Source organism: Dorea sp. YH-dor226 (genome assembly GCF_039832105.1).
GTDB lineage: Bacteria > Bacillota > Clostridia > Lachnospirales > Lachnospiraceae > Dorea_A.
Genome location: NZ_JBDOHS010000020.1, coordinates 1 through 23,299 on the forward strand (window position 1 = coordinate 1; position 23,299 = coordinate 23,299).

The 23,299-nt window shown below is 43.6% G+C and carries 20 protein-coding genes; 7 read left to right on the top strand and 13 right to left on the bottom strand.

Annotation, left to right across the window (positions count from 1 at the left end; genetic code table 11):
* Positions 1-289: 289 nt before the first annotated feature.
* On the top strand, positions 290-712 hold the full coding sequence (locus tag ABE547_RS13045; RefSeq protein ID WP_347379195.1) for a hypothetical protein: 423 nt from the start codon (positions 290-292) through the stop codon (positions 710-712).
* Between the two features lie 198 nt (positions 713-910).
* The gene (locus ABE547_RS13050) at positions 911-1,966 is read left to right on the top strand and encodes a CapA family protein (RefSeq protein ID WP_347379196.1); all 1,056 of its coding nucleotides are present in this window, start codon (positions 911-913) and stop codon (positions 1,964-1,966) included.
* Positions 1,967-2,014: 48 nt separating this feature from the next.
* On the opposite strand, the gene ABE547_RS13055 is transcribed toward ABE547_RS13050, so the two are convergent.
* From ABE547_RS13055 to ABE547_RS13075, 5 genes are all read right to left on the bottom strand, one after another.
* Positions 2,015-2,953: an AEC family transporter gene (locus tag ABE547_RS13055; RefSeq protein WP_347379197.1), complete on the bottom strand. Its 939-nt coding sequence runs from the start codon at positions 2,951-2,953 to the stop codon at positions 2,015-2,017.
* A gap of 29 nt (positions 2,954-2,982) precedes the next feature.
* The gene (locus tag ABE547_RS13060) at positions 2,983-4,584 is read right to left on the bottom strand and encodes a CvpA family protein (protein ID WP_347379198.1); all 1,602 of its coding nucleotides are present in this window, start codon (positions 4,582-4,584) and stop codon (positions 2,983-2,985) included.
* A gap of 33 nt (positions 4,585-4,617) precedes the next feature.
* A complete protein-coding gene (locus tag ABE547_RS13065; protein WP_347379199.1) occupies positions 4,618-6,063 on the bottom strand; it encodes a TrkH family potassium uptake protein in 1,446 nt (481 codons plus the stop codon).
* A gap of 18 nt (positions 6,064-6,081) precedes the next feature.
* Entirely contained in the window at positions 6,082-7,437 is a 1,356-nt protein-coding gene (gene trkA, locus ABE547_RS13070) for a Trk system potassium transporter TrkA (protein WP_347379200.1), read from the bottom strand.
* 141 nt (positions 7,438-7,578) lie between these two features.
* The gene (locus tag ABE547_RS13075) at positions 7,579-9,654 is read right to left on the bottom strand and encodes an elongation factor G (protein WP_347379201.1); all 2,076 of its coding nucleotides are present in this window, start codon (positions 9,652-9,654) and stop codon (positions 7,579-7,581) included.
* A 221-nt stretch (positions 9,655-9,875) separates the two neighbouring features.
* On the opposite strand from ABE547_RS13075, the gene ABE547_RS13080 reads away from it, so the two are divergent.
* A complete protein-coding gene (locus tag ABE547_RS13080) occupies positions 9,876-10,970 on the top strand; it encodes a prephenate dehydrogenase (RefSeq protein ID WP_235249586.1) in 1,095 nt (364 codons plus the stop codon).
* Positions 10,960-12,261 carry a 3-phosphoshikimate 1-carboxyvinyltransferase gene (aroA, locus tag ABE547_RS13085; RefSeq protein WP_347379202.1) on the top strand — a complete coding sequence of 434 codons (1,302 nt, stop codon included), beginning with the start codon at positions 10,960-10,962 and terminating at the stop codon, positions 12,259-12,261. Before ABE547_RS13080 ends, aroA begins: the two co-directional genes overlap by 11 nt.
* A 304-nt stretch (positions 12,262-12,565) precedes the next feature.
* Here aroA and ABE547_RS13090 read toward each other — a convergent pair whose 3' ends face one another.
* The 8 genes from ABE547_RS13090 to nuoE form a co-directional block, all read right to left on the bottom strand.
* Positions 12,566-13,738: a SpoIIE family protein phosphatase gene (locus ABE547_RS13090; RefSeq protein ID WP_347379203.1), complete on the bottom strand. Its 1,173-nt coding sequence runs from the start codon at positions 13,736-13,738 to the stop codon at positions 12,566-12,568.
* Between the two features lies 1 nt (position 13,739).
* Positions 13,740-15,452: a [Fe-Fe] hydrogenase large subunit C-terminal domain-containing protein gene (locus tag ABE547_RS13095; protein WP_347379204.1), complete on the bottom strand. Its 1,713-nt coding sequence runs from the start codon at positions 15,450-15,452 to the stop codon at positions 13,740-13,742.
* Positions 15,439-15,693 (bottom strand): (2Fe-2S) ferredoxin domain-containing protein, encoded by a 255-nt coding sequence (locus tag ABE547_RS13100; protein ID WP_347379205.1) that lies wholly within the window; start codon positions 15,691-15,693, stop codon positions 15,439-15,441. Before ABE547_RS13100 ends, ABE547_RS13095 begins: the two co-directional genes overlap by 14 nt.
* Before the next feature lie 142 nt (positions 15,694-15,835).
* The gene (locus tag ABE547_RS13105) at positions 15,836-17,578 is read right to left on the bottom strand and encodes an NADH-dependent [FeFe] hydrogenase, group A6 (protein ID WP_347379206.1); all 1,743 of its coding nucleotides are present in this window, start codon (positions 17,576-17,578) and stop codon (positions 15,836-15,838) included.
* 15 nt (positions 17,579-17,593) lie between these two features.
* Positions 17,594-19,381, bottom strand: a complete 1,788-nt coding sequence (gene nuoF / locus ABE547_RS13110) for an NADH-quinone oxidoreductase subunit NuoF (protein ID WP_347379207.1) — start codon at positions 19,379-19,381, stop codon at positions 17,594-17,596.
* 19 nt (positions 19,382-19,400) lie between these two features.
* Entirely contained in the window at positions 19,401-19,775 is a 375-nt protein-coding gene (locus tag ABE547_RS13115) for a (2Fe-2S) ferredoxin domain-containing protein (RefSeq protein WP_235249576.1), read from the bottom strand.
* Between the two features lie 26 nt (positions 19,776-19,801).
* Positions 19,802-20,359: an ATP-binding protein gene (locus ABE547_RS13120; protein ID WP_347379208.1), complete on the bottom strand. Its 558-nt coding sequence runs from the start codon at positions 20,357-20,359 to the stop codon at positions 19,802-19,804.
* Between the two features lie 2 nt (positions 20,360-20,361).
* Entirely contained in the window at positions 20,362-20,856 is a 495-nt protein-coding gene (gene nuoE, locus ABE547_RS13125) for an NADH-quinone oxidoreductase subunit NuoE (RefSeq protein ID WP_235249574.1), read from the bottom strand.
* A gap of 269 nt (positions 20,857-21,125) precedes the next feature.
* Between nuoE and ABE547_RS13130 the strand changes: the two genes are divergently transcribed.
* The 3 genes from ABE547_RS13130 to ABE547_RS13140 are packed head-to-tail and all read left to right on the top strand — an operon-like array spanning position 21,126 to position 23,296.
* Positions 21,126-21,470: a DRTGG domain-containing protein gene (locus ABE547_RS13130; protein WP_347379209.1), complete on the top strand. Its 345-nt coding sequence runs from the start codon at positions 21,126-21,128 to the stop codon at positions 21,468-21,470.
* 4 nt (positions 21,471-21,474) lie between these two features.
* On the top strand, positions 21,475-21,897 hold the full coding sequence (locus ABE547_RS13135) for an ATP-binding protein (RefSeq protein WP_347379210.1): 423 nt from the start codon (positions 21,475-21,477) through the stop codon (positions 21,895-21,897).
* 19 nt (positions 21,898-21,916) lie between these two features.
* Positions 21,917-23,296 carry a [Fe-Fe] hydrogenase large subunit C-terminal domain-containing protein gene (locus ABE547_RS13140; RefSeq protein WP_347379211.1) on the top strand — a complete coding sequence of 460 codons (1,380 nt, stop codon included), beginning with the start codon at positions 21,917-21,919 and terminating at the stop codon, positions 23,294-23,296.
* The last annotated feature ends 3 nt before the right edge of the window (positions 23,297-23,299 follow it).

A 23,299-nucleotide genomic window follows, 5' to 3' on the forward strand; every position in this document is an offset into this window, starting at 1 on the left:
GTGTAACACTTATTTCTACTTAATAAAACAAAAAAAGCAGCAATCACTCATTTTTGTAAGAGTAATTGCCACTTTTCTTTTCTCTCTTTTCAAAGTGGAAATAAACTTTTCACTTCAGCATTATTTTCCAAAGTCAGGATGCAATTTCCTGATCTTCGTATATCGTCTCAGATAGTTAAAAATATCTAATTTTTAGGTTGTTCACGAGTAATGTTTAGTGTATAATGGATATAAGCAATTTATACTGATGGAGATCAGTAAATATGATACATAAAGGAGAGTGTTTACCATGGTTAATTTATTAGCAGGCCCAAAGGGGACAGGAAAGACACAGCAAATGATTGAACAGGCCAATGCACAGGCTAAAAAATGTAATGGAAATGTCGTATTTATCAAAAAGACACATCGCGATACCGCAAGTGTTGCATTTGATATTCGCACAATCTGCATGGATGATTTCCCGGCCATCACAAATATTGATGAATATATCGGGTTCTTATATGGTATGTACAGTTCAAACCACGACATTGAGTGTGTGTTCATTGATGGCATTTTAAAACATGCCGATATTTCATTGGAGAGTATCCCTACATTCATCGAAAGACTGAAAAAGATCTCTAAAGAATGTGGAATCGAATTCTATGTAAGCATCAGTGCAAGCAAAGATGATCTTGCAAATGTTTCAGCAGAAGGATGCACCTATCTGAATTAATGATTTGACAGTAATGAAAGGAATATCAGGCAGTCCATCCGTGGGCTGCCTTTTTTACGGTAAGATAAATTGAGTGGAATAAAAGATGTAAAACGAAGAAACGCAAGAAGGAGAAGACGAAAAAAACAGCGCCACCTGCTCGTACTTTTTCTTCTCCTGGCACTTTTTATTGGAGTCATCGGAGGCACCCGTGCGGTTATGTTAAGATCCAAAGAGGATAAAGCAGCCAAGACCGCCGCTTCATCCAATAAGACGGATAAAACGACTGAAGATGAATCTGATCAAACCAACTCTAATGTAGATGTTCAGGAAATAAAAATTGATACCGGCGACCCCGAATCCGAAAAAGAAGTATCCATTACCATCAGCTCCATGGGGGACTGTACTCTGGGGACCGATGTAAATTTCAACCAGTCTACCAGCCTGAATGCTTACTATAATATGAACGGACCGGATTATTTCTTCCAGAACGTCAGAAGCATTCTGGAAAAAGATGATCTGTCTATCGTTAACATGGAAGGAACTCTGACGGATTCAACAACCAGAGAAGACAAAACTTATGCATTTAAAGCTCCGGCCGAATATGCGGGTATTCTGTCAGGCAGCTCTGTTGAGGCAGCCAATCTGGCGAACAACCACAGTTCGGATTATGGAAGCCAGAGCAACACGGACACCATCAAAGCTCTGGAAGATGCAGGTGTAGCCACCTTTGGTTTTGACCAGACCAAGATTCTTGATATCAAAGGTGTAAAGGTCGGACTTACCGGAATCTATGAACTTGCGGAACACATGGGAAAAGCAGAGCAGGTAAAAGAAAATATCGCTGCCCTGAAAGAAGCCGGAGCACAGCTCATTATCGTTAATTTTCACTGGGGAATGGAAAAAGAATATTATCCAGATGATACCCAGAAACAGCTGGCACATCTGGCTGTTGACAGCGGAGCAGATCTTGTCATCGGTCATCACCCGCATGTACTTCAGGGTGTGGAAAAATATAAAGACAAATATATTGCATACAGCCTTGGCAACTTCTGTTTCGGCGGAAATTCCAATCCTTCTGACAAGGATACCATGATCGTACAGCAGACATTTACCTTCCAGAAGGGAGAATTAAAAGAAAGCAGTGATCTGAACCTGATCCCATGTTCTCTGTCTTCCACAAGCTCACATAACGATTATTGTCCGACGCCTCTGGAAGGAGATGAAAAGCAGCGGGTTCTGGATAAAATTACACAATACAGCGCGAATCTATAACAAAAGACTGCTGCAATCATAGTCTTGCAGCAGTCTTATATTTTATAGTTATAATACAAATAATAGTTCATACAACAGTATCATGAACGGCATGGTAACGATACAGAATATCACCGACATGACATTGATTACACTTGCATATTTCGAATCCCTGTCATAGATCTGTGTGAGCTGTGTCACCATTGCCGCAGCCGGTGCGGCGGTCGCGATCAGTACGATCATCAGAATATACTCTGCATTCTCATGAAGTCCCAGATGTCCCAGGAATGCAAATGCTGCCGATGCTGCCACCGGAAACAAAATCAGTCTCACAAAGCAGATCAGATACGGACGTTTCTGACGAAATACCCACAGCAGATTTACATCTCCAATGACCATACCGATAACCAGCATGCTGGCCGGACTGATCATATCCCCAAATCCACTGACACAGGTCCCTATAATCGTCGGAAGCCGGAATTCCGTCACGAACATAATCAGTCCGATCAGTGTAGCGATCACATTCGGATTGCGGATGATCTTCATGATTCCAAGATCTTTCTCCTGTCCGATCAGTTTCACGCCATGTGTCCAGATCAGTGCTGTCTGCACCAGAATAAAAGCAGTCGTATAAAATACCCATTCTTCACCAAGAACAGCTTTTACCAGCGGAATGACCAGATACCCGGAATTCGTATAGATGATGGATGCCTTTTCAATGCTGTTAAAATTCAACACTTTCGATAACAATCCCGTACCTGCGATCAGCACAATATGAACAACAACTGATACTGCGATTGCCAGCAGGAATCCTTTTAACTTTTCGGTTGTAAGTTCTATCTGAAAAGAATCAATGATTACACACGGATTACAGACGTATACCACAATATTGGATATTATCTTACTGTCTTTTGTCGTAAACAATCCTATCTTAACGATCGTATATCCGACAGCCATCATCAGAAACATGGCAGTAATCTGTTCTGCCAGCAGTATACTTATTTCCATTACGCTCTCTTTCCTTCTTTTCTTTCTCTTTAGTCAAGCTTCAGGTCTGTGACTGTATTTACTTTTTCATCTTCTTTATACTTCAGCGTAACCTCCTGTCCCGTGTCACACCGGACAATATCGATGAATTCAGCAACAGATACGTCAAATATCTCATCCGATCCTTCTATCATGATGTAATAGTGGGAAGTGCCGTCCAGCACAGCCTGAGCAATCTTTGTAATCGGGCCGGATATCTTTTTCTCTTCTCTTGTATCTTCTGCAACCTGCTTCACCCCATTATTCAGAAGCAGCTCCAGATAACTATCTTCACACTGACTGACACTGTCACCGATTGCCACGATCTGGTATTTCTGTACATTTACCATTGCATACTTTTTCACCAGTCCTGCATCGTCTTTTAATGCGATAAAATACGTAGGTTCATCTGATATATTCAAAAGCAGCGGGAAGGTTGCCACATACTTCAGATTCTGCACCTGTCCTTCTGCCGATGACATTGCAGAGGTTTCCGTTGCTCCTTCCACTTTGTAATACTTTGTCTCCATGGTTCTCTGATTGGACAATACAAATCCAACATTAGACTGATCTCCGTTTACAGATGTCACACCGGTATACATCCACACATCGTCATTCAGTGCAAGATAGTTATATCCGTCCGTTGTTTCCAGACAGTCCTTCTGACTCAGGATACTGTTCAGGAACCCGTGTTTTAATGTGCCGTAATAGTCAAAAAGCTGTACCAGAAGATCTGCAGAATATGCACGATCCACCCACTGAGGAGCCTTATCAATATCGTACGTCTTCATTTCGCCGGTGACGGCATTACAGATCACGACTTTACCTACCGTCTCTCCTCCGAACAGTCCGATATTAAACTTTTTCACCGGTGCGATCCAGTATGGAACTCCGTCTTCATCAATCTCGAAACTCAGCTCTCCATATATATAGGTCGGATGCGCAAACCGCAGGTGACGATAGATGTTCCGGTTAAAATGATCACTGGTCGTATATTTCATTCCCTGATCCAGTTTTACAAGCTCTGTCGACTGAGTCGCCATATTAATCTTAATATAAGCCGGAATTCCGCTTTTCTGATTGGTAAACCATTTAATCAGATTTGCATATCGAAGTGGGGATACGCGGACCGGATTTCCTTTATAATTAATCTGACTGTAAATATTATCAACCTCAAACTGGGATACCATATCCACCATGCTTCCCATCTTACGGTCTCCAAGGATCTCAGCGGTATCTCTGTCAAGAAGTGGAATCTTGTCAAACGATAATTCCTCTACATCTTCAGTAAACTCACCTTCTTCCACCGCCATCAGCTTCTGATACTTTTTTGCATTGATGATCGGGGATGAAAGAACCGCACCAAGGAGATACACGATTCCAAGCCCCAGTATCAGAGTTCCCAACGCTTTCAGCATCTTGCTCTGTCTGAACTCGGACGGCCGGAATTTTTTCCGCACTACATAGAATACCGCCAGGACGATCAGCAGGACGATGATAAAAAACCAGGTGTCCGTAGAATGGATATTAATCGCAGGTATCGTCACATAATAGTAGGCACCCGCCGCCAATATCACGGCAATCGCAATCAAAAATTTACTCTTTCCTTTCATATTCTCTCCTTTACGCGCTCATATACTGAGCAATTAGAATTTTTTCCTCCACGCCGATACTGTAAACAGCATCAGGAACGGGAAGATCTCCAGACGTCCTGCCAGCATGTCAAAACAAAATACCAGCTTGGATAATATGGAGAAATCTGCAAAGTTTCCTGTCGGGCCGACATTGGATATTCCGGGCCCGATATTATTTAAGGTTGCCATAACGGAACTGAATGTAGTTGCAAAATCAAATCCATCCAGTGATATCAGAAGAACGGAACCAATGATAATTCCCACATAAGCAACCAGATAGATGAATATGACTCTCAGCACATCCGGACCGACTTTCTTTCCATTTACACGGATAATACTTACCGACTTCGGGTGTACCATCTGCATAATCTCCCGTTTGATACATTTCAGACCGATCAGGAACCTCGAAACCTTAATTCCGCCACCGGTAGAAGACGCGCAGGCTCCGATAAACATCAATGTTAATAATATACACTGCGAGAACATCGGCCACATATTAAAGTCAGCCGTTGCATAGCCGGTAGTCGTAATGATCGATGCCACCTGGAACGCTGCATAACGAAATGCCTGTAAAACACTCTGATACTGAGAGCTGATATTGATCGTAATTACGGTAATTGCTCCGGCTATGATCAGAAGATATGCTCTCAGTTCTTCATTCTTCCATACAGATTTTCTGTCGCCAAGCAAACACAGATAATACAGGTTAAAATTAATACCAAAAAGTATCATAAATATGGTAATAACTCCATCGATATATGCACTGTCAAAATGCCCGACACTCGCCCCATAGTTGGAAAAACCACCCGTTCCTGCAGTACCGAATGCATGGATCATACTGTCAAACAGATTCATTCCGCCAAAAAGCAATAAAATAACCTCTATCACAGTCATTAAGAAATACATTCCATACAGGATCCTGGCTGTTGACATTGCCTTTGGCACCAGTTTATCTTTCTCCGGTCCCGGGACTTCTGCCCTCATCAGATACATGGAATTTTTCTTATCCAGCGTCGTAAGTACCATGACAAATACCAGCACTCCCATTCCGCCGATCCAGTGCGTAAAACTTCTCCAGAACGCCAGTCCATGCGGCAGTATCTCTACATCTCTCATGATCGAAGAACCTGTCGTTGTAAAGCCGGATACCGTTTCAAAAAAAGCATCTACATAATTGGGAATATATCCGGATAATGTAAATGGCAATGCCCCGAACAGCGACCACAGGATCCACGCCAGCGCTACAATGATCATTCCTTCTTTTCCATATATATTACTCTTCTCCGGCTTTTTCACTCCATTCAGAAGATATATCACCACAAGTATTGCGACCGGAATCAAAAAATATATTCCGCTGATTTCCTGATACACCGCGGAAACAAGTGCCGGAAGTAACAGCAGAACCGCCTCGACTCCCAGCATCTTTCCGAGTATATATCGTATCATCTTCGTATTCATAATATGCTTTTTGTCTCCTTATACCAATATATCTCTAAAATCATTGATATGATCTTTTGTAACAACGATTACGCTGTCTCCAACCTCAATATGATCATCTCCATTCGGAATAATGATTCTCCGTTTACGGCCAATACATGCAATCAGGTTATTTCTCTTTGTCTTCAGATTCTTTAATGCAACATTCGTAAATCCGCATTCTGCCTTAATAATGAACTCAAGTGCCTCTACTTTTCCTCCTAGAAGCTGATACATGGTCTCAACATTTGCACTGCTGGCAGAATTATTTCTGGCACGTACATAGCTCATGATAGCATCTGCCGTTGCGCTCTTTGCCGATATGATACAGTCGATTCCAAGCCCTTCTACCATCTGCGCCCGGGAATCTTCATTTACTTTTGCAATGATCTTACCAACTCCCTGTGTCTTTGCAAACAGACCCATAATGATATTCTCTTCATCCATTCCTGTCAGCGCGACTACTGCGTCAGCATCACCGATTCCTTCCTCAATCAGCAGATCATGATCTGCTGCATCGCCATTAATGATCGTTGCTTTTGGAAGCAGTTCACACAACTCCTCACAACGCTTCTGACTACGTTCAATAATCTTTACCTGCATTCCGGCCTGCAATAACTGTCCTGCAAGATAGAAACACACATGACCGCCGCCACAGATCAGCACCTTCTTTACCTTGGCGTTCTTGTGTCCGACACTTTTGAAAAATGTCTCCAGATCCTGATGTGCCGCTGCAATATGCATCTTATCACCCTGCTTCAGCACAAAGTCTCCATCCGGAATATACACCTCATTGTCTCTTTTTATCGCACACACCAATATCTTGATCTGATATTTTCGATAAATCTCTGCAAGTGACAGTCCGATCAGCGCACTGTTTTCTTTGATATTGAATTCTACCAGCTCTACTCTTCCCTTCATGAATGTCTCAACCTTACTGGTCTGTGGGAACAAAAGAACCCTTGATATCTCATTGGCTGCCGTAAGCTCCGGATTAACCGCCATACTCAGATGAAGATCTTCTTTTAAAAGATCAATCTGCCTGTAATATACCGGATTACGGACACGCGCAATCGTATGACGGGCTCCCAGCCTTTTTGCCAGAAGACAACTTAACATATTCATCTCATCGGTAGACGCACATGCAATCACCAGATCTGCATGCGGAACATCTGCCTGCTTCTGGATCACTGCATCTGCACCATTGCCTGTGATACAGAAGATATCCAGTTCATTTACTGCTTCCTTTAACTTCCCTTCATTTTGATCAATCAAGACAACATCATAATTTTCTTCGGACAGCTGAGCCGTAAGTTTATGTCCTACCTTGCCGTCACCAATAATCACAATTTTCATTTTCTGATCCTCTCATCAATTATCATTTGCCAAAAAACAGCAAATCTCATTATAACACAAGAGATTATAACACCTTTATTCCAAGAAAAAAAGCCCTGACGGGCTTTTCTTCTATGTTAGACAACGCTAATTTTTATAATTCTATTCCTCAGCTGCTCTCTTTTCAATCTCTGCAGCCTGTACATCAGATGGTGCCTGCTCGTAACGTGCAAACTCATAAGAATAGGTACCTCTTCCTCCTGTCATGGAACGAAGAACTGTGCAATATCCAAACAGACCGGTCATTGGAATATCTGCAACGATCTCCTGCCATCCGCCTGCAATCGGATTCATTCCGAGTACACGTCCGCGGCGTTTGTTCAGATCACCCATTACATCACCGGTAAAATCATCCGGTACTGTAACTTTAATAGAAGCGATTGGTTCCAGAAGGACCGGAGCTGCCTCCATGAAGCCCTTCTTAAATGCCTGGATCGTAGCTGTCTTAAATGCCATTTCTGAAGAATCTACCGGATGATAAGATCCATCGTACAATGTTGCCTTAACACCAACTACCGGATATCCCGCGAGAGGTCCCTTCAATACAGATTCCTGCAGACCCTTTTCAACTGCCGGGAAGTAATTCTTCGGAACTGCTCCACCTACAACCACTTCTTCAAATACATATGGAGTCTCCATATCTCCGGATGGTTCGAATTTCATCTTTACATGTCCATACTGTCCATGTCCTCCGGACTGCTTCTTATACTTGGAATCCACATCTGAGGTCTTCTTGATGGTTTCTCTGAACGCAACCTTCGGTGTCTCCAGAGTAATCTCACATTTATATCTGGATGCCAGCTTACTTGCAGTAATCTCCAGATGCTGATCTCCCATACCATAGAGCAGTGTCTGACGGTTTTCACTGTCATTTACAGCCTTCAGTGTAACGTCTTCTGCCATCATCTTCTGAAGCGCCTGAGACACCTTATCTTCATCACCCTTATTCTTACATACATACTTCATATATGTATATGGTTTGGAGTATTCTGTTCTTCCGAACATCAGTGGCGTATTCTTCGAAGAGAGTGTATCACCGGTCTTTGTATTGGCAAGTTTTGCGATTGCTCCGATATCACCGGCAAACAGCTCACTTACTTCTACCGGTTTATTTCCAACCATTGTATAGATCTTGCCCAGCTTTGCTTCTGCATCAGAATCCGCATTATATAATGTATCATCACCCTTTAATACACCGGAGCAAACTTTTACAAAAGAATACTTTCCGATAAACGGATCCACCATAGTCTTAAATACATAAGCAGATTTTGCTTTTGCAAAATCATAATCCGCCTCATAGATTTCATTCGTCTTTCTGTTGATTCCTGCACACTTACGGCTGTCCGGGCTTGGGAAGAATCTTACGATGTCAGATAACAGGTTGGCAACTCCCTGTGCCTGAATATTGGATCCCATCGCAACCGGAACAATATCTCCGTCCATAACTTCCGTACGCATTGCAGAACGAATCTCCTCTACAGAGAATTCCTCTCCCGCGAAATATCTCTCCATAAACTCTTCACTCGTCTCAGCAACTGCCTCTAAGAGCTTCTCACGATAGATCTCCAGGTTTGGCTTACAATAATCCGGAATCTCGCATTCTTCTCTCTGTCCGACACCTGTATAACGTCTTCCGGCATTCTTGATAACATTGACATAACCTACCAGCTTCTCATTCTCACGAATCGGCTGGAAATGAGGAGCGATCACTTTGCCGTAACGATCTGTCAGATCCTGTACAACCTGACGGAAACTTGCATCATCCACATCCATCTCTGTCACATAGATCATACGCGGCAGTTTGTACTTGTCACAAAGCTCCCATGCTTTCTCTGTTCCTACTTCAACACCTGCCTTGCCGGATACTACGATAACAGCCGCATCTGCCGCACTGACTGCTTCTTCCACTTCTCCGACAAAGTCAAAGTAGCCCGGGGTGTCAAGAATGTTGATCTTTGCCTTCTCCCATTCAATCGGGACTAAGGTCGTACCAATTGAGAATTCACGTTTCTGTTCTTCTTTATCAAAATCACTGATCGTATTGCCGTCTGCAACTTTGCCCATACGATTTACTGCTCCTGATACATACGCCATAGCCTCAACAAGACTCGTCTTTCCGCTTCCCCCATGTCCTAAAAGGACCACGTTCCTGATTTCGTCCGTTCTGTAAACTTTCATAAAGCTGCCTCCTTATCTTGGTAAAATCTCATGTTTATATTGTACTAAAAAATATCGTGCATTACAACTATTTTATGCATCTTTTACAGAAAGCACAGTTTGCTTTTTCGCTTTAAAGCGTTATAGTATTGACAAACCATTCCAATACAGGTTAAAATGTAGTTTGGCATACAGTACAAGCTTTATCGGACTGTGCCTCAATCCACATCAGGAGGAATATCATGAAACATAAAATAGGATTTATCGGACTGGGACTGATCGGCGGCTCTATTGCAAAAGCGATTCGTCAGTATTATCCGGATTATGAGATTGTTGCGTTTGACAAAAACAAGGAGACTCTCGCCCTCGCCACCCAGGAATCCATCATCGACGTAGCAGCAACTACAATTGATGACAATTTTCATCACTGTGACTATATATTCCTGTGCGCTCCTGTCGCATACAACACTGCCTATCTGAAGCAGCTTACCGATTACCTTCATGATGACTGTATTCTTACAGACGTCGGAAGTGTAAAGACAAACATTCATAATGAAGTAACCGCACTGGGGATCGAGCAGTATTTCATCGGCGGTCATCCCATGGCAGGCTCAGAAAAAAGCGGATACAGCAATTCCAAGGCAATGCTGATTGAGAATGCATATTATATTCTGACACCAACGGCATCTGTCCCACAGGAAAAGATCAGCAGATACGAAAAATTTGTCGAAAATCTCAAAGCTCTTCCGCTCATACTGGATTATCAGCAGCATGACTATGTCACCGGAACGATCAGTCACCTTCCTCACATCATTGCTTCTGCTCTGGTCAATTTCGTTCGAAATACAGACACCAGAGATGAATTGATGAAGAATCTGGCTGCAGGAGGATTCAAAGATATCACAAGAATCGCTTCCTCATCTCCGATCATGTGGCAGAATATCTGTCTGAAAAACAAAGACAACATCTCTAAGATTCTGGGGGAATACATTCAGTCTCTGACAAACTTTAAAGAGGTGATCGACAGCGAAGATGCCCAGGAATTGTACAACCTGTTTTCTTCCTCGCAGAATTACCGCAATTCCATTCCCGGTTCTTCTGCAGGACCGATCAAAAAAGCATTTGCCGTATACTGTGATATCATTGATGAAGCCGGCGGAATTGCTGCGATTGCAACTATTCTTGCCTCCAATAATATTAATATCAAGAACATAGGAATTGTTCACAACAGAGAATTTGAAGAAGGGGTTCTGCGAATTGAATTCTACGATGAAGCTTCTTCCAGAAAAGCCGTAGAGTTACTGCAGAAATTCAGGTATATTGTATATGAGCGTTAGAACAATCTTCCCTGCAAAGGGATTAAAAGGAGAAATTACGATTCCGGGAGATAAGTCCATCTCCCACCGGTCTGTGATGCTCGGCTCCATCGCATATGGAACCACAGAGATCACACATTTTCTGGAAGGCGCCGACTGCCTATCTACGATCGACTGCTTCCGCAGGATGGGTGTCGAGATTGAAAAAAAGCCCGGGAGAATTCTGGTACGTGGAAAAGGACTTCGTGGGCTTCTTGCTCCTACAGATACTCTGAACGTCGGAAACAGCGGAACCACCACACGGCTTATGGCAGGCATTCTGGCCGGACAGAATTTCTCTTCGGTCATGTCCGGAGATGCTTCTTTAAATTCCCGGCCCATGAAACGTATTATGACACCGTTAAACCGTATGGGCGCACATATTACCAGCATCCATGATAATGGCTGTGCACCGCTGAAAGTGGAACCCGGAGTCCTTCATGGAATTCATTATCAGTCTCCGGTCGCATCGGCACAGGTAAAGTCTGCCGTTCTTCTCGCAGGTCTCTATGCTGATGGTGAAACTTCGGTGACAGAACCTGCTTTATCCAGAAACCATACAGAACTGATGCTTCAGAGCTTTGGCGCGGACGTTACCTCTGTAATGCACACAGACGGAAGCGCTACCGCCATCGTTAAACCCTGTAAAGAACTCTACGGCCAGCAGATCTGTGTTCCCGGCGATATCTCATCGGCAGCCTACTTTATCGCCGCTGCACTTCTGGTTCCCGGATCCGAATTACTGATCAAAAACGTAGGAACCAACTTTACACGTGCAGGCTTTCTGGAAGTATGTAAATCCATGGGCGCGGATATCACCCTGCTGAATCAGTCTTTTGAAGGCGGAGAAGGACGTGCTGATATTCTCGTCAGATCCGGAGATCTGAAAGGAACCGTCATAGAAGGAGATCTGATTCCTGCTCTGATCGATGAGATTCCAATTATCGCTGTCATGGCTGCGCACGCTGATGGCACTACTGTCATCAAAGATGCTGCCGAGCTGAAAGTAAAAGAAACCAATCGTATCGATACCGTCACCGGCAATCTGAAGGCCATGGGCGGAAGGATCGCACCGACAGATGATGGAATGATCATAGAAGGTGGACCCCCTCTTACCGGCACCCATATACAGAGCTATCTGGATCACCGGATCGCCATGGCATTTGCCATCGCCGGACTGACCGCACAGGGAGAGACTGTGATTGAAGACAGTCAGTGTGTAGATGTATCCTATCCTGAATTCTTTGCCACTCTGGAAAAATGCCGGAATTAGATATTTTCGATGTTGTCCTATGGGCGTATCAGAAAAAAGAGAGCAATTCCCCCCAATGGGAATGTGGTTTTTGTTAAAATCAAGAAGATAATTGGGCATTGTAATAAGATTATTTATTGATCGCCCAATTATGTCGATAAAAGATGGAAATATTTCAAATGATAGCGGAAAAAGAGGAGACAAATAGAAAGAAATATTATATATGCCCATCACAATCTATCATGTGATAAAGCGAGGGATTCTTCCTCTGTGGAAGAATCCCTCTTTCTATGGATCGAATTCTTTATGGTTCCTTTTTACAGTCCTAATAATATGTCACCTGTACGTTCTTTCCCAGATGCTCTGCACATTCCTTCAGTTGCTCCACCAGGTTCATTCTCACGCTCAGGTCAAACGGCAGACTAGAATTCTGATGCGCCATATTCATTGCTTTTCCAACAAACAGATGCAGCTCCGTACACTCCTCAATGATCATTTTTGCCAGTCTGGAAGCTCCGTTCTCCGCATCCAGTTCATCAAAAAATGCCTCATCAAATTCGTCATGCTCATACCTTTTCAGAAGTCCCAGCGTCTTTCCAAGTGTCAGTACTCCCTCCGTTACCAGATCCAGTCCCTCGATCGTTGCTGTCGGCGGAACATTCGGATCCGCATAGTTCAGCGATGTCACAATCTCTTTTTTCAATACCCTTGCCGTAATATTGGCACTGGTTCCTCCACAGACGACCTTCTTCCCTTCCTGTTTCATAAATTCACGTACCACACGCTCGTCATCTTCCTTGTGTGTCGGCGGACCCGTAAATATGTTGATGATCTGGCGTTCTATCACTCTTGCCACAGCTACCGTTGTATCATCTCCGGGCTTCTGTCCATACAGATCATCACATGCCTGGCTTAACATCGCTGCCAGACGGGACGCAGACAATGTTTCCCTGGTACATTTCAATGTATACTCTGCCATACTTTCCCATGTCCAGCCAAAGTTCAGAAGCTCTCCGACTCCGGCATAGATCACACCGTCACTCATGAGTACAAAGCAGTCTTTCAATCGCACCTGAAAGCGGTATTCCCGGATATTTTTTCCTTCGATCATCCTTTCTCTGTAAGGATAATCCACAATCTGCCGATCCCTTACAAACACACATTTCGGATTGTCAAATTCCACCAGATAAGCATCTCCGTTATGAAAGATCTGAAGAATGCTGAATGTCGCATATGCAACTTCTCTTACCTTACACACCGGAAGTGTTTTTGCGATCGTCTCTACGCAGGCATCGATAGACGCTCCCTCCAGAAACATCGTTCCCAGGATCTTTGAGGTAAGCGTCGCCAGAATATTGGCTTTTACTCCACTTCCCATACCATCTGCAAGAATAATAATATCCGAATCTTCCGTCTTAAGCACTTCTACCTTGTCACCACACAGCTCTTCGTGATGCTTATTCAGGCTTTTCCATGATATATCAACACTTACACTCATATTACTCTTCCTCTTCAAACAGAATGGAATCCCGAAGCTTGGATAACGTCACTTTCGTCTCTGCAGTCGTCTCTCCGAGCAGTCCTGCAATCTCCTGTGCGACCATCATCTGCTTGTCAATGACCTTCTGTGCCATCTCCACAGTTTCCATCTTCAGATTATAATGCTGTTCCTTTGCCTTTTCTTCTTTTGAAATGTCCTGATAAGTAACCAGCACAGATTCCTGCGCTTCGATATATACAATCGTTTCCACCACCACGAGATTCACCGATTCCAGACTGCTCTTTCTGCGAAGAACATTCTGTCCGGTCCGAAGAACTTCTTCAATATCCGTCACATCCACAAACTCAAAGATATATCTCTCCAACGCTTCTTCTCTGGATACTCCCAGCATCTCCTGTGCTTTTTTATTACACTCCCGGATCCGGAGTTCTTTATCAACGATCAGAATCATGTTCGGTGTTACATCCATCACAACATTGGACATGGACTCTGCCTGCGCCACAGCATAAGGGAGACACATTCCGATCTCTGCCTTTTTCTGATAGACCGCCGTCGCTTTGGCGCGACACGTCGGATAACCACAGGCACCACAGTTCAGTTCATCACTCTTCGTATATTTTCCCATTGCATGAAGCACTTCTGTCATCTGAGCTTCTGTAGGTATATCGTCCTGAACCCGCCTGTCACGGAACACTTTCAGCAGGTTCACATTGCTTCCATCAATTTCTTCTGCTTCTTCTCTGTGAATCACCTGATCCTCCACATCCATCTTTGCACGAACCACAGACTGCTGCCATTTATCGGAGGCAGGTCCCTTGATGCAGCCTCCCTCGCAGACATTTACCTCAAAGAAGCAATTATGGATATCTCCTTTTTTCAATTCATCAAACAGCTCCATGCATGCCTTCAGTCCGTCAATATGTATCTTATAATAATTATCTTCAACAGAACTTGCCTTTACAGACTGAATGATACCACCGCTGACAGGATAGAGCTGGTTCACCTTCGGGCACGGATTCGCAAGCGGAAGATCCTCACACTTGTGAATGTCAATTCCCACATCCTTCCACCATTTCACGATCTCATGGAATGTCAGGATCGCATCGATGGCACCATTGACTCTTTCATCTCCGATCGCCTCCTCTTTTTTAGCGATACATGGCCCCAGAAATACGACCTTTACATCATCTCCGTAGATGTTCCGTATCAGACGTCCGTGCGCGATCATCGGAGAGACAACCGGCGCCATCATCGACACCAGTTCCGGATAATATTTTTCGATCAGATCGTTGACACTCGGACAGCAGGTCGTAATAATATTGTCCATCTGTCCTTCCTTCAGAAGTTTCCAGTATTCTTTTGTGACGAGTGCTGCGCCTTCCGCCGTTTCACGCACTTCATAGAATCCCAGCTTCTTCAGTGCATCTATGACCTGCCCCGGTTTATCATATTCCAGCACACCAAGATAAGACGGAGCCAGCGATATGATCACTTTCATTCCCTGACTCAGATATCCCTTTACTCTGTCCATATCACTGTTAAATGTCTTTGCATTCTGCGGACAGACTTCCAGACAATGTCCACAGTTAATACAGTGATTTTTCATGATATGCGCCTGTTCATTCTGTACGGATATCGCCTTCACATCACAATGGCGGACACATTTATAACAATGTTTACAGCTTGCATCCCTGAAATCAATTACCCGCATTTTGTGCCTCCTTTAATATCACCTCGTGGAAAAAGTCCTCCGCATCTTCCGGCTTCACATGATAGATCTGCTCCCCGATCCTGATGCTGACTCCCTTCGAACAGGCGCCCATACAAAATGATCCGCTCAGTTCTATCTCTACTTCTTTTTCATGTTCCTTTGTAAGCTTCATAAGTGTTTCAATCACCTGTTTTGATCCCCGCACATGACAGGAGCTTCCAATACATATCTGTACTTTCATAAATACCTCCACAATTCTCAGGCAAGACTTTCTGTATTAATTATAGGTGGAAATGAAATGTTTTACAATATCTCAAAAATAGAAAAAGAGATTTGGCACCATATCATAGTGCCAAATCTCTCTAAATGACTATATGAAACTATTAATTGATCGTTCTCTTTACATATGATGTATGTAATGTTTCATGTGCCTTGTGGCTTCCCGGCTCGCCAAGGTATTCTTCGTAAAGCTTCTTGATTGCCGGATTCTCATGTGACTTACGGATTGATTTTGCTGCATCATTCTTGTACAATACACCTGCACGGATTCCTCTTACATCCGTAAAGTTACGAACATCTCCGGATACCTGTGGCTGTCCGCCTCCGTTTACACAACCGCCCGGACATCCCATGATCTCAATAAACTGGTAATCTGCCTCACCGGCTTTTACCTTATTCAGCAGTGTTCTTGCGTTTCCAAGTCCGGATGCCACTGCAACCTTGATATCCATTCCGGCAACATTATAGGATGCTTCCTTGATTCCCTGTGTTCCACGAACATCTACGAAGTCAAGGTTGCCAAGTTCTTCCCCGGTCAGTACTTCAACCGCAGTACGAAGTGCTGCTTCCATAACTCCGCCGGTTGCTCCGAAGATAACGCCTGCTCCGGTAGACTCGCCCATCGGATCATCAAATCCTTCATCCGGAAGTCTTGTAAAGTCGATACCACAGCGTTTGATCAATCTTGCAAGCTCACGTGTTGTAATTGCGATGTCTACATCCGGAACACCTGCTGCATTCTGATCATCTCTTCCGATCTCGAACTTCTTGGCCGTACATGGCATTACACTGACAGATACGATCTTCTTCGGATCAATACCCTCTTTCTCTGCAAAATAAGTCTTCAGCATAGCACCAAACATCTGCTGTGGAGACTTGCAGGTTGACAGATGCTCTGTCATATCCGGGAAATAGTGTTCACAGTACTTGATCCATCCAGGTGAACAGGAGGTGATCATCGGAAGTACTCCACCATTCTTTACCCTGTCAAGAAGCTCTGTTGCTTCTTCCATGATTGTAAGGTCAGCAGCCCAGTCTGTGTCGAATACCTTATCAAATCCGATTCTTCGAAGTGCAGCTGCCATCTTGCCTTCTACATCTGTTCCCATCGGATAACCAAATTCCTCACCAAGTCCTGCACGTACAGAAGGTGCGGTCTGAACCACCACATATTTGTCCGGATCTGCAATTGCATCCAGAATCTTCTGTGTATAATCCTTCTCATATAATGCTCCGGTCGGACAGACAGCGATACACTGACCGCAGGATACACAGCTTGTCTCACCAAGGCCCATTCCGAACGCAGAGCCGATCATCGTATCAAATCCACGATTGTTTGCTCCGATTACACCGATTCCCTGTACCTTTTCACAGACAGCTACACAGCGACGGCAAAGAATACATTTATTATTGTCACGAATCATATGTGCTGCAGAATCATCCAGCTCATAATGATTGGTTGCTCCCTGATAATAATTCTCATCGTCTACTCCATACTCGCGGCAAAGCTGCTGCAGTTCACAGTTTCCACTGCGTACACAGGAAAGACATTTTTTATCATGATTTGACAAAAGCAGCTGCAGTGTTTTCTTTCTGGACTCGATCAACTTCGGTGTATTGGTATATACTTCCATTCCTTCATTGATCGGATGTACACAGGCAGCCACAAGATTTCTGGCTCCTTTTACTTCTACCACACACATACGGCAGGCACCGATCTCATTGATCTCTTTCAGATAACACAGTGTCGGTATCTTGATTCCTGCAATATGCGCTGCTTCAAGGATAGTAGAACCTGCAGGAGCCGATACATCAAGGCCATTAATTTTAAGATTAATATTTTCCATATTCTCCATCCTCCATTACTCTTTATAAATAGCACCAAAACGACATTTTTCCATACAAGCTCCACACTTCACGCACTTATCCGGATTGATCACATGCGGCTCTTTTACCTTACCGATAATTGCATCATTCGGACAGGTTCTTGCACACAATGTACATCCTTTACACTTATCTGCATCGATCTTGTAAGAAAGAAGTGCCTTACATACGCCGGCCGGACATTTCTTATCTACGATGTGAGCTATGTATTCATCTCTGAAATAGCGCATCGTTGAAAGTACCGGGTTCGGAGCCGTCTGTCCCAGTGCACACAAAGAGTTGGATTTCAGATGTGCTGCCAGTTCCTCCAGTTTGTCCAGATCTTCCATGGTTCCCTGACCATTTGTGATCTTTTCAAGAATCTCCAGCATACGTCTGGTACCAATACGACATGGTGCACACTTTCCACAGGATTCATCAACGGTGAATTCCAGGAAGAACTTGGCAATATCAACCATACAGGTATCTTCATCCATAACGATCAGACCACCGGAACCCATCATAGAACCGATTGCGATCAGGTTATCATAGTCGATCGGAACGTCAAAATGTTCTGCAGGAATACATCCACCGGATGGTCCACCGGTCTGCGCAGCCTTGAACTTCTTTCCATTCGGAATACCGCCACCAATCTCCTCTACGATCTCACGGAGTGTAGTTCCCATTGGAATCTCTACCAGACCTGTATTCTTAACTTTTCCTCCAAGGGCAAATACCTTTGTTCCTTTTGACTTCTCTGTTCCCATGGATGCAAACCACTCTGCTCCATTTAAGATGATCTGCGGAATATTTGCCAGTGTCTCTACGTTATTCAGAATCGTCGGTTTCTGGAACAGACCCTTTAATGCAGGGAACGGCGGACGCGGACGCGGCTCTCCTCTGTTTCCTTCTATCGAAGTCATAAGAGCTGTCTCTTCACCACATACGAATGCTCCAGCACCAAGGCGGAGTTCAATATCAAAATCAAATCCTGTATCAAATATATTTTTGCCTAACAGACCATATTCTCTTGCCTGTTTAATTGCAATATTCAGACGTTCTACCGCGATCGGATACTCTGCACGCACATAGATATATCCCTGTGATGCTCCGATTGCATATCCGGCGATTGCCATCGCTTCCAGAACAACATGAGGATCGCCTTCCAGTACGGAACGATCCATGAATGCTCCCGGGTCACCTTCATCTGCATTACAGCAGACATATTTCTGATCCGCGTCATTCGCTGCCGCAAACTTCCATTTCAAACCGGTCGGGAATCCCGCACCACCACGTCCTCGAAGTCCGCTGTCCAGAATCACCTGGATTACTTCTTCCGGTTTCATCGTTGTCAATACGGTACCAAGTGCTTCATATCCGCGAGTACCGATATATTCTTCAATATTTTCCGGATTGATTACACCACAGTTTCGAAGCGCAACTCTGTGCTGCTTTTTATAAAACTGCGTTTCCTGAAGAGGAAGCACTTCTTCTGACTTGACTGTCTCATCATACAGAAGACGTTTTACAACCCTTCCTTTTAACAGATGCTCTGACACGATCTCCGGAATGTCTTCTTCCTTAACCATTGCATAAAAAGCACCTTCCGGATACACGATCATAATCGGACCTAACGCACATAATCCGAAACATCCTGTCTTTACGACACCAACTTCATTCTCTAATCCGTTTTTCTTAATCTCTTCTTCTAATCTTTCTCTGATCTTCTGGCTGCCTGAGGAAGTACATCCTGTTCCACCACATACCAAAACGTGCGAACGATACATAGACCTATACCTCCTTTACTTATAATTGCTGAGCTCCTAATGTATACTTAGTAACTACCTGTCCTTTTTTCAGATGTAATTCAAATACTTCCATCGCTTTTTCCGGGTTCATCTTTACATATGTAACTTTTTCTTTTCCCGGTTCCAGTACTTCCACGATCGGCTCATACTGGCACAGTCCGATACATCCGGTCGGAGTTACACTGATCTTATCTGTCAGGTATTCCTTCTGTACAGCTTCGGAAAGAGCTGTAAGTACCGGTCTTGCACCGCTTGCAATTCCACATGTTGCCATACCGACAACTACACGGGTCTGTGTCTCATTCTCAGAACGGACACCTACCTTTCCCTGATTTCTTTCTCTTATTGCTCTCAATTCTTCCAGAGATTTCATATTATTCCTCCCATATCGTCATGTTGTCATAATGTCCTGCCGTCATCCACCTCAGCCTTGTTGGCATCCAGATAGTCTCTGATAAACCCGGATACCTCAGCATTCTGGAATGACAGACCGTCTAATATGTGCTTTATTTCTTTGGTATCAAGCACATATTCTTTCCCGTCATATGCATATCTGTAATGAAAGTCAATTGATTCATTGAATACTACCAGTGTATAAATCGTTGAATTGATATCCCCCAACGGCATTCTGTCTATATGCGACAGCCCGAACACTGCTTTTACACAGGTTCCTTCATTTACACGGGACTGAATCGTAAAGCTTCCCCCTGTACTCTCTGCCGCCTGCTTAAAAAACGGAATGCCCAGTCCTACTTTCCTTGTGGTTCTCGTAGTAAAAAAAGGATCCGTCACTTTCTGAAGCTGTTCTTCATTCATTCCACATCCATTATCTCTTATCAATACTTCCAATATATCTTTTTCGGTATCAGCAGCTATGCTGATCTCGATCTCACTTGCTCCCGCCCGTATGGAATTTTCCGTAACATCCAGTATATTCAATGCAATTTCCGTCATCATAACTATTCATATTTGGCCAGAATATCATCAATATCATCTACCGTGAGCCGGCCGTATACCTCATCATTGACCATCATGACCGGTGCAAGTCCGCAGGCTCCTACACAGCGGCATGCATCCAGAGAAAACTTACCGTCCGGAGTACACTCTCCTCCGACGATTCCCAGTTTTTCCATCAGTTTATTATAGATATCCCCGGAACCTTTTACATAACAGGCTGTACCAAGACAGACTGAGATGCGATAACGTCCCTTTGGATTCAGATTAAACTGTGAATAGAATGTTGCAACTCCATAAATCTTCTCTAACGGAATTCCTGTCTCGTCAGAAATGATCTTCTGAACCTCAATAGGCAGATATCCGTAAATATCCTGCGCCCTCTGCATAATAGGCATCAGAGAACCTTTTTCATCTTTCAGTTCGTGAATCATCTCTAACAGTTCTTTCTTCTGCTCTTCTGTTCCATTGAATTGAACTGTAGATTTTTTAGAAAGCATTATTTTTTACCTCCCTTTTTTCTTCATTTAGGTGTTGTTAACAAAAACAAGTTCCATTTCTCTTAATTCTAGCATACAGATTTTTAAAAATCTATATCAAATTGCGTTAATTTTCTGACATCTTTGTTTGTTATTTCACTATCCAATATGTTAAAAAAATTTCATTCTAAAGCAAAAGTTTTTGTTCATTTTGTACAATTTTATAATTGCATTCACAATTCTTCAATGTTATACTAAGAAAAATAAATCTGTCCACCCGGGAGGTATTTATGACTATAGAAAGAATTAAAAATTTGTTAGATGCAGATGTTCTCTTTGGCGAGGATCATCTGGACAAAGAAGTAAATTATGCTTTTTCTTCAGATCTGATGAGCGATGTACTGGCCTATGCCGATGATCATCCGGCGCTGATCACCGGGCTTTGTAATCCTCAGGTCGTACGCACTGCGGAAATGCTTGATATCATATGTATCATATTTGTAAGGAACAAGGTTCCGGATCAGAAGATTCTTGATCTCGCGGCAGACAAGAACATCGTAATACTCCGCACTGCTCACGGTATGTTCACATCATGCGGCATACTTTACAGCAACGGATTACCCGGAGGTATATAACTTCATGAGTGATAAACTTATATTCAACTATCAAATATCCGGTGATGACTTTACACGTGCCGGGGAAGCCAGCAGTGATGTAAAGAACAAGCTGAAGATCATGGGCATTGACAACAATGTCATTCGGAAAGTCGCAATCGCAATGTATGAAGGTGAGATCAACATGGTCATACACGCCAATGGCGGTAATATCACTGTGGAAATCGGTCCGGATAATATCCGTATGATTCTGGCTGATACGGGTCCCGGAATTGCCGATATCGACAAGGCAATGGAACAGGGCTATTCAACCGCACCGGAGGAAGTACGCGCTCTCGGCTTTGGCGCCGGAATGGGGCTTCCGAACATGAAAAAATATTCAGATTATATGGATATTGACACAACCATAGGCGTTGGAACTACCGTCACTATGGACGTTCATTTTTAAACGGCAGGAGGAAAACCTTTTGGATAAATTCATTAATTCTGTACAACTTGATAAAAAAGCCTGCACCGGATGCATCAACTGTATCAAATACTGCCCTACCCAGGCGATTCGGGTACAGAATGGAAAGGCAAAGATTAATCCGAAATTCTGTATCGACTGCGGACGCTGTCTCAGATACTGCCCGCATCACGCAAAAGTAGCCATCTATGATTCTGTTGATGAGATTAAAAATTATAAATATACGGTTGCATTACCGGCACCTTCTTTATATACACAATTTAACAATCTGAAGAATGTGGACATTGTACTGAACGCATTGATTTCCATGGGGTTTGATGATGTCTTTGAAGTCAGTGCGGCAGCTGAACTTGTTTCAGAAGCTTCACATGCATATATTCAGGAGCATATTGACGAAGCCCCCTTTATCAGTACCGCATGTCCTACCATCCTGCGACTCATCCGTGTAAAATTTCCGACACTGATTCCGCGTCTACTTCCATTAAAAGCACCCGTCGAAGTGGCTGCAGAGATCGCACGGAAAAGAGCAATAGAACAGACAGGACTTCCTTCTGAAGACATTGGTATCTTTTTTATATCACCATGCCCTTCCAAGGTGACTTACGTCAAATCTCCTCTTGGAATTGAAAAAAGTGAGATTGACAAAGTGCTGGCGATCAAAGAAGTATACCCTATCCTTCTGGAACATATGACACACGATGAATCTACACTGAAGCCATTGGCAGCTTCCGGTCGGATTGGAATCGGATGGGGCAATGCAGGCGGAGAATGTAATGGACTTCTCACAGATAATCACCTTGCATGTGATGGTATTATGAGCGCTCTCAGGGTACTGAGTGATCTGGAAGATGAAAAGTTCCACGGGCTGAAATTCGTAGAGCTGAATGCCTGTAACGGCGGCTGTGTAGGAGGTCCTCTGACCGTCGAAAATCCATATATTGCAACTGCAAAATATAAAAAACTACAGAGAAACCTTCCTGTCTCAAGATCTCATCTTAAGGATTACAATAATGTAGACTATCAGTGGTCCACCTACGTAGAATATGAACCCGTCTTTCGGCTTGGCACCTCTTTCAGGGAAAGTTTTGAAATGATGGGAGCCATAGAAGAACTGACAGAACAACTTCCCGGTCTGGACTGCGGATCCTGCGGTGCACCATCGTGCAGAGCACTGGCAGAAGATATTGTCCGCGGCAAGGCAACCAAAAATGACTGTATCTATTCTTTCCATGAATATATCAGCACCCTGTCCAAAGACATCTCCGATCTGATGGCATCTCTGGAACAGGAGCAGGATGCAGACATCAGAGCAGAGTCTGCTCAGACACTGAAAAAATACATCCAGACGCTGACTGCTGAAATTGAAAAAAAGGAGCAATAATTA

What these genes read in the sequence shown, in the direction of transcription:
- ABE547_RS13115 (WP_235249576.1), bottom strand. Translation starts at nt 19,775, where the DNA reads ATGAAATCTCTGGAAGAATTGAGAGCAATAAGAGAAAGAAATCAGGGA.
- ABE547_RS13120 (WP_347379208.1), bottom strand. Translation starts at nt 20,359, where the DNA reads ATGATGACGGAAATTGCATTGAATATACTGGATGTTACGGAAAATTCC.
- ABE547_RS13095 (WP_347379204.1), bottom strand. Translation starts at nt 15,452, where the DNA reads ATGCGGGTAATTGATTTCAGGGATGCAAGCTGTAAACATTGTTATAAA.
- nuoE (WP_235249574.1), bottom strand. Translation starts at nt 20,856, where the DNA reads ATGCTTTCTAAAAAATCTACAGTTCAATTCAATGGAACAGAAGAGCAG.
- ABE547_RS13090 (WP_347379203.1), bottom strand. Translation starts at nt 13,738, where the DNA reads ATGAGTGTAAGTGTTGATATATCATGGAAAAGCCTGAATAAGCATCAC.
- ABE547_RS13075 (WP_347379201.1), bottom strand. Translation starts at nt 9,654, where the DNA reads ATGAAAGTTTACAGAACGGACGAAATCAGGAACGTGGTCCTTTTAGGA.
- ABE547_RS13105 (WP_347379206.1), bottom strand. Translation starts at nt 17,578, where the DNA reads ATGGAAAATATTAATCTTAAAATTAATGGCCTTGATGTATCGGCTCCT.
- ABE547_RS13065 (WP_347379199.1), bottom strand. Translation starts at nt 6,063, where the DNA reads ATGAATACGAAGATGATACGATATATACTCGGAAAGATGCTGGGAGTC.
- ABE547_RS13100 (WP_347379205.1), bottom strand. Translation starts at nt 15,693, where the DNA reads ATGAAAGTACAGATATGTATTGGAAGCTCCTGTCATGTGCGGGGATCA.
- ABE547_RS13050 (WP_347379196.1), top strand. Translation starts at nt 911, where the DNA reads ATGTTAAGATCCAAAGAGGATAAAGCAGCCAAGACCGCCGCTTCATCC.
- ABE547_RS13055 (WP_347379197.1), bottom strand. Translation starts at nt 2,953, where the DNA reads ATGGAAATAAGTATACTGCTGGCAGAACAGATTACTGCCATGTTTCTG.
- trkA (WP_347379200.1), bottom strand. Translation starts at nt 7,437, where the DNA reads ATGAAAATTGTGATTATTGGTGACGGCAAGGTAGGACATAAACTTACG.
- ABE547_RS13080 (WP_235249586.1), top strand. Translation starts at nt 9,876, where the DNA reads ATGAAACATAAAATAGGATTTATCGGACTGGGACTGATCGGCGGCTCT.
- ABE547_RS13045 (WP_347379195.1), top strand. Translation starts at nt 290, where the DNA reads ATGGTTAATTTATTAGCAGGCCCAAAGGGGACAGGAAAGACACAGCAA.
- ABE547_RS13060 (WP_347379198.1), bottom strand. Translation starts at nt 4,584, where the DNA reads ATGAAAGGAAAGAGTAAATTTTTGATTGCGATTGCCGTGATATTGGCG.
- aroA (WP_347379202.1), top strand. Translation starts at nt 10,960, where the DNA reads ATGAGCGTTAGAACAATCTTCCCTGCAAAGGGATTAAAAGGAGAAATT.
- ABE547_RS13135 (WP_347379210.1), top strand. Translation starts at nt 21,475, where the DNA reads ATGAGTGATAAACTTATATTCAACTATCAAATATCCGGTGATGACTTT.
- ABE547_RS13130 (WP_347379209.1), top strand. Translation starts at nt 21,126, where the DNA reads ATGACTATAGAAAGAATTAAAAATTTGTTAGATGCAGATGTTCTCTTT.
- nuoF (WP_347379207.1), bottom strand. Translation starts at nt 19,381, where the DNA reads ATGTATCGTTCGCACGTTTTGGTATGTGGTGGAACAGGATGTACTTCC.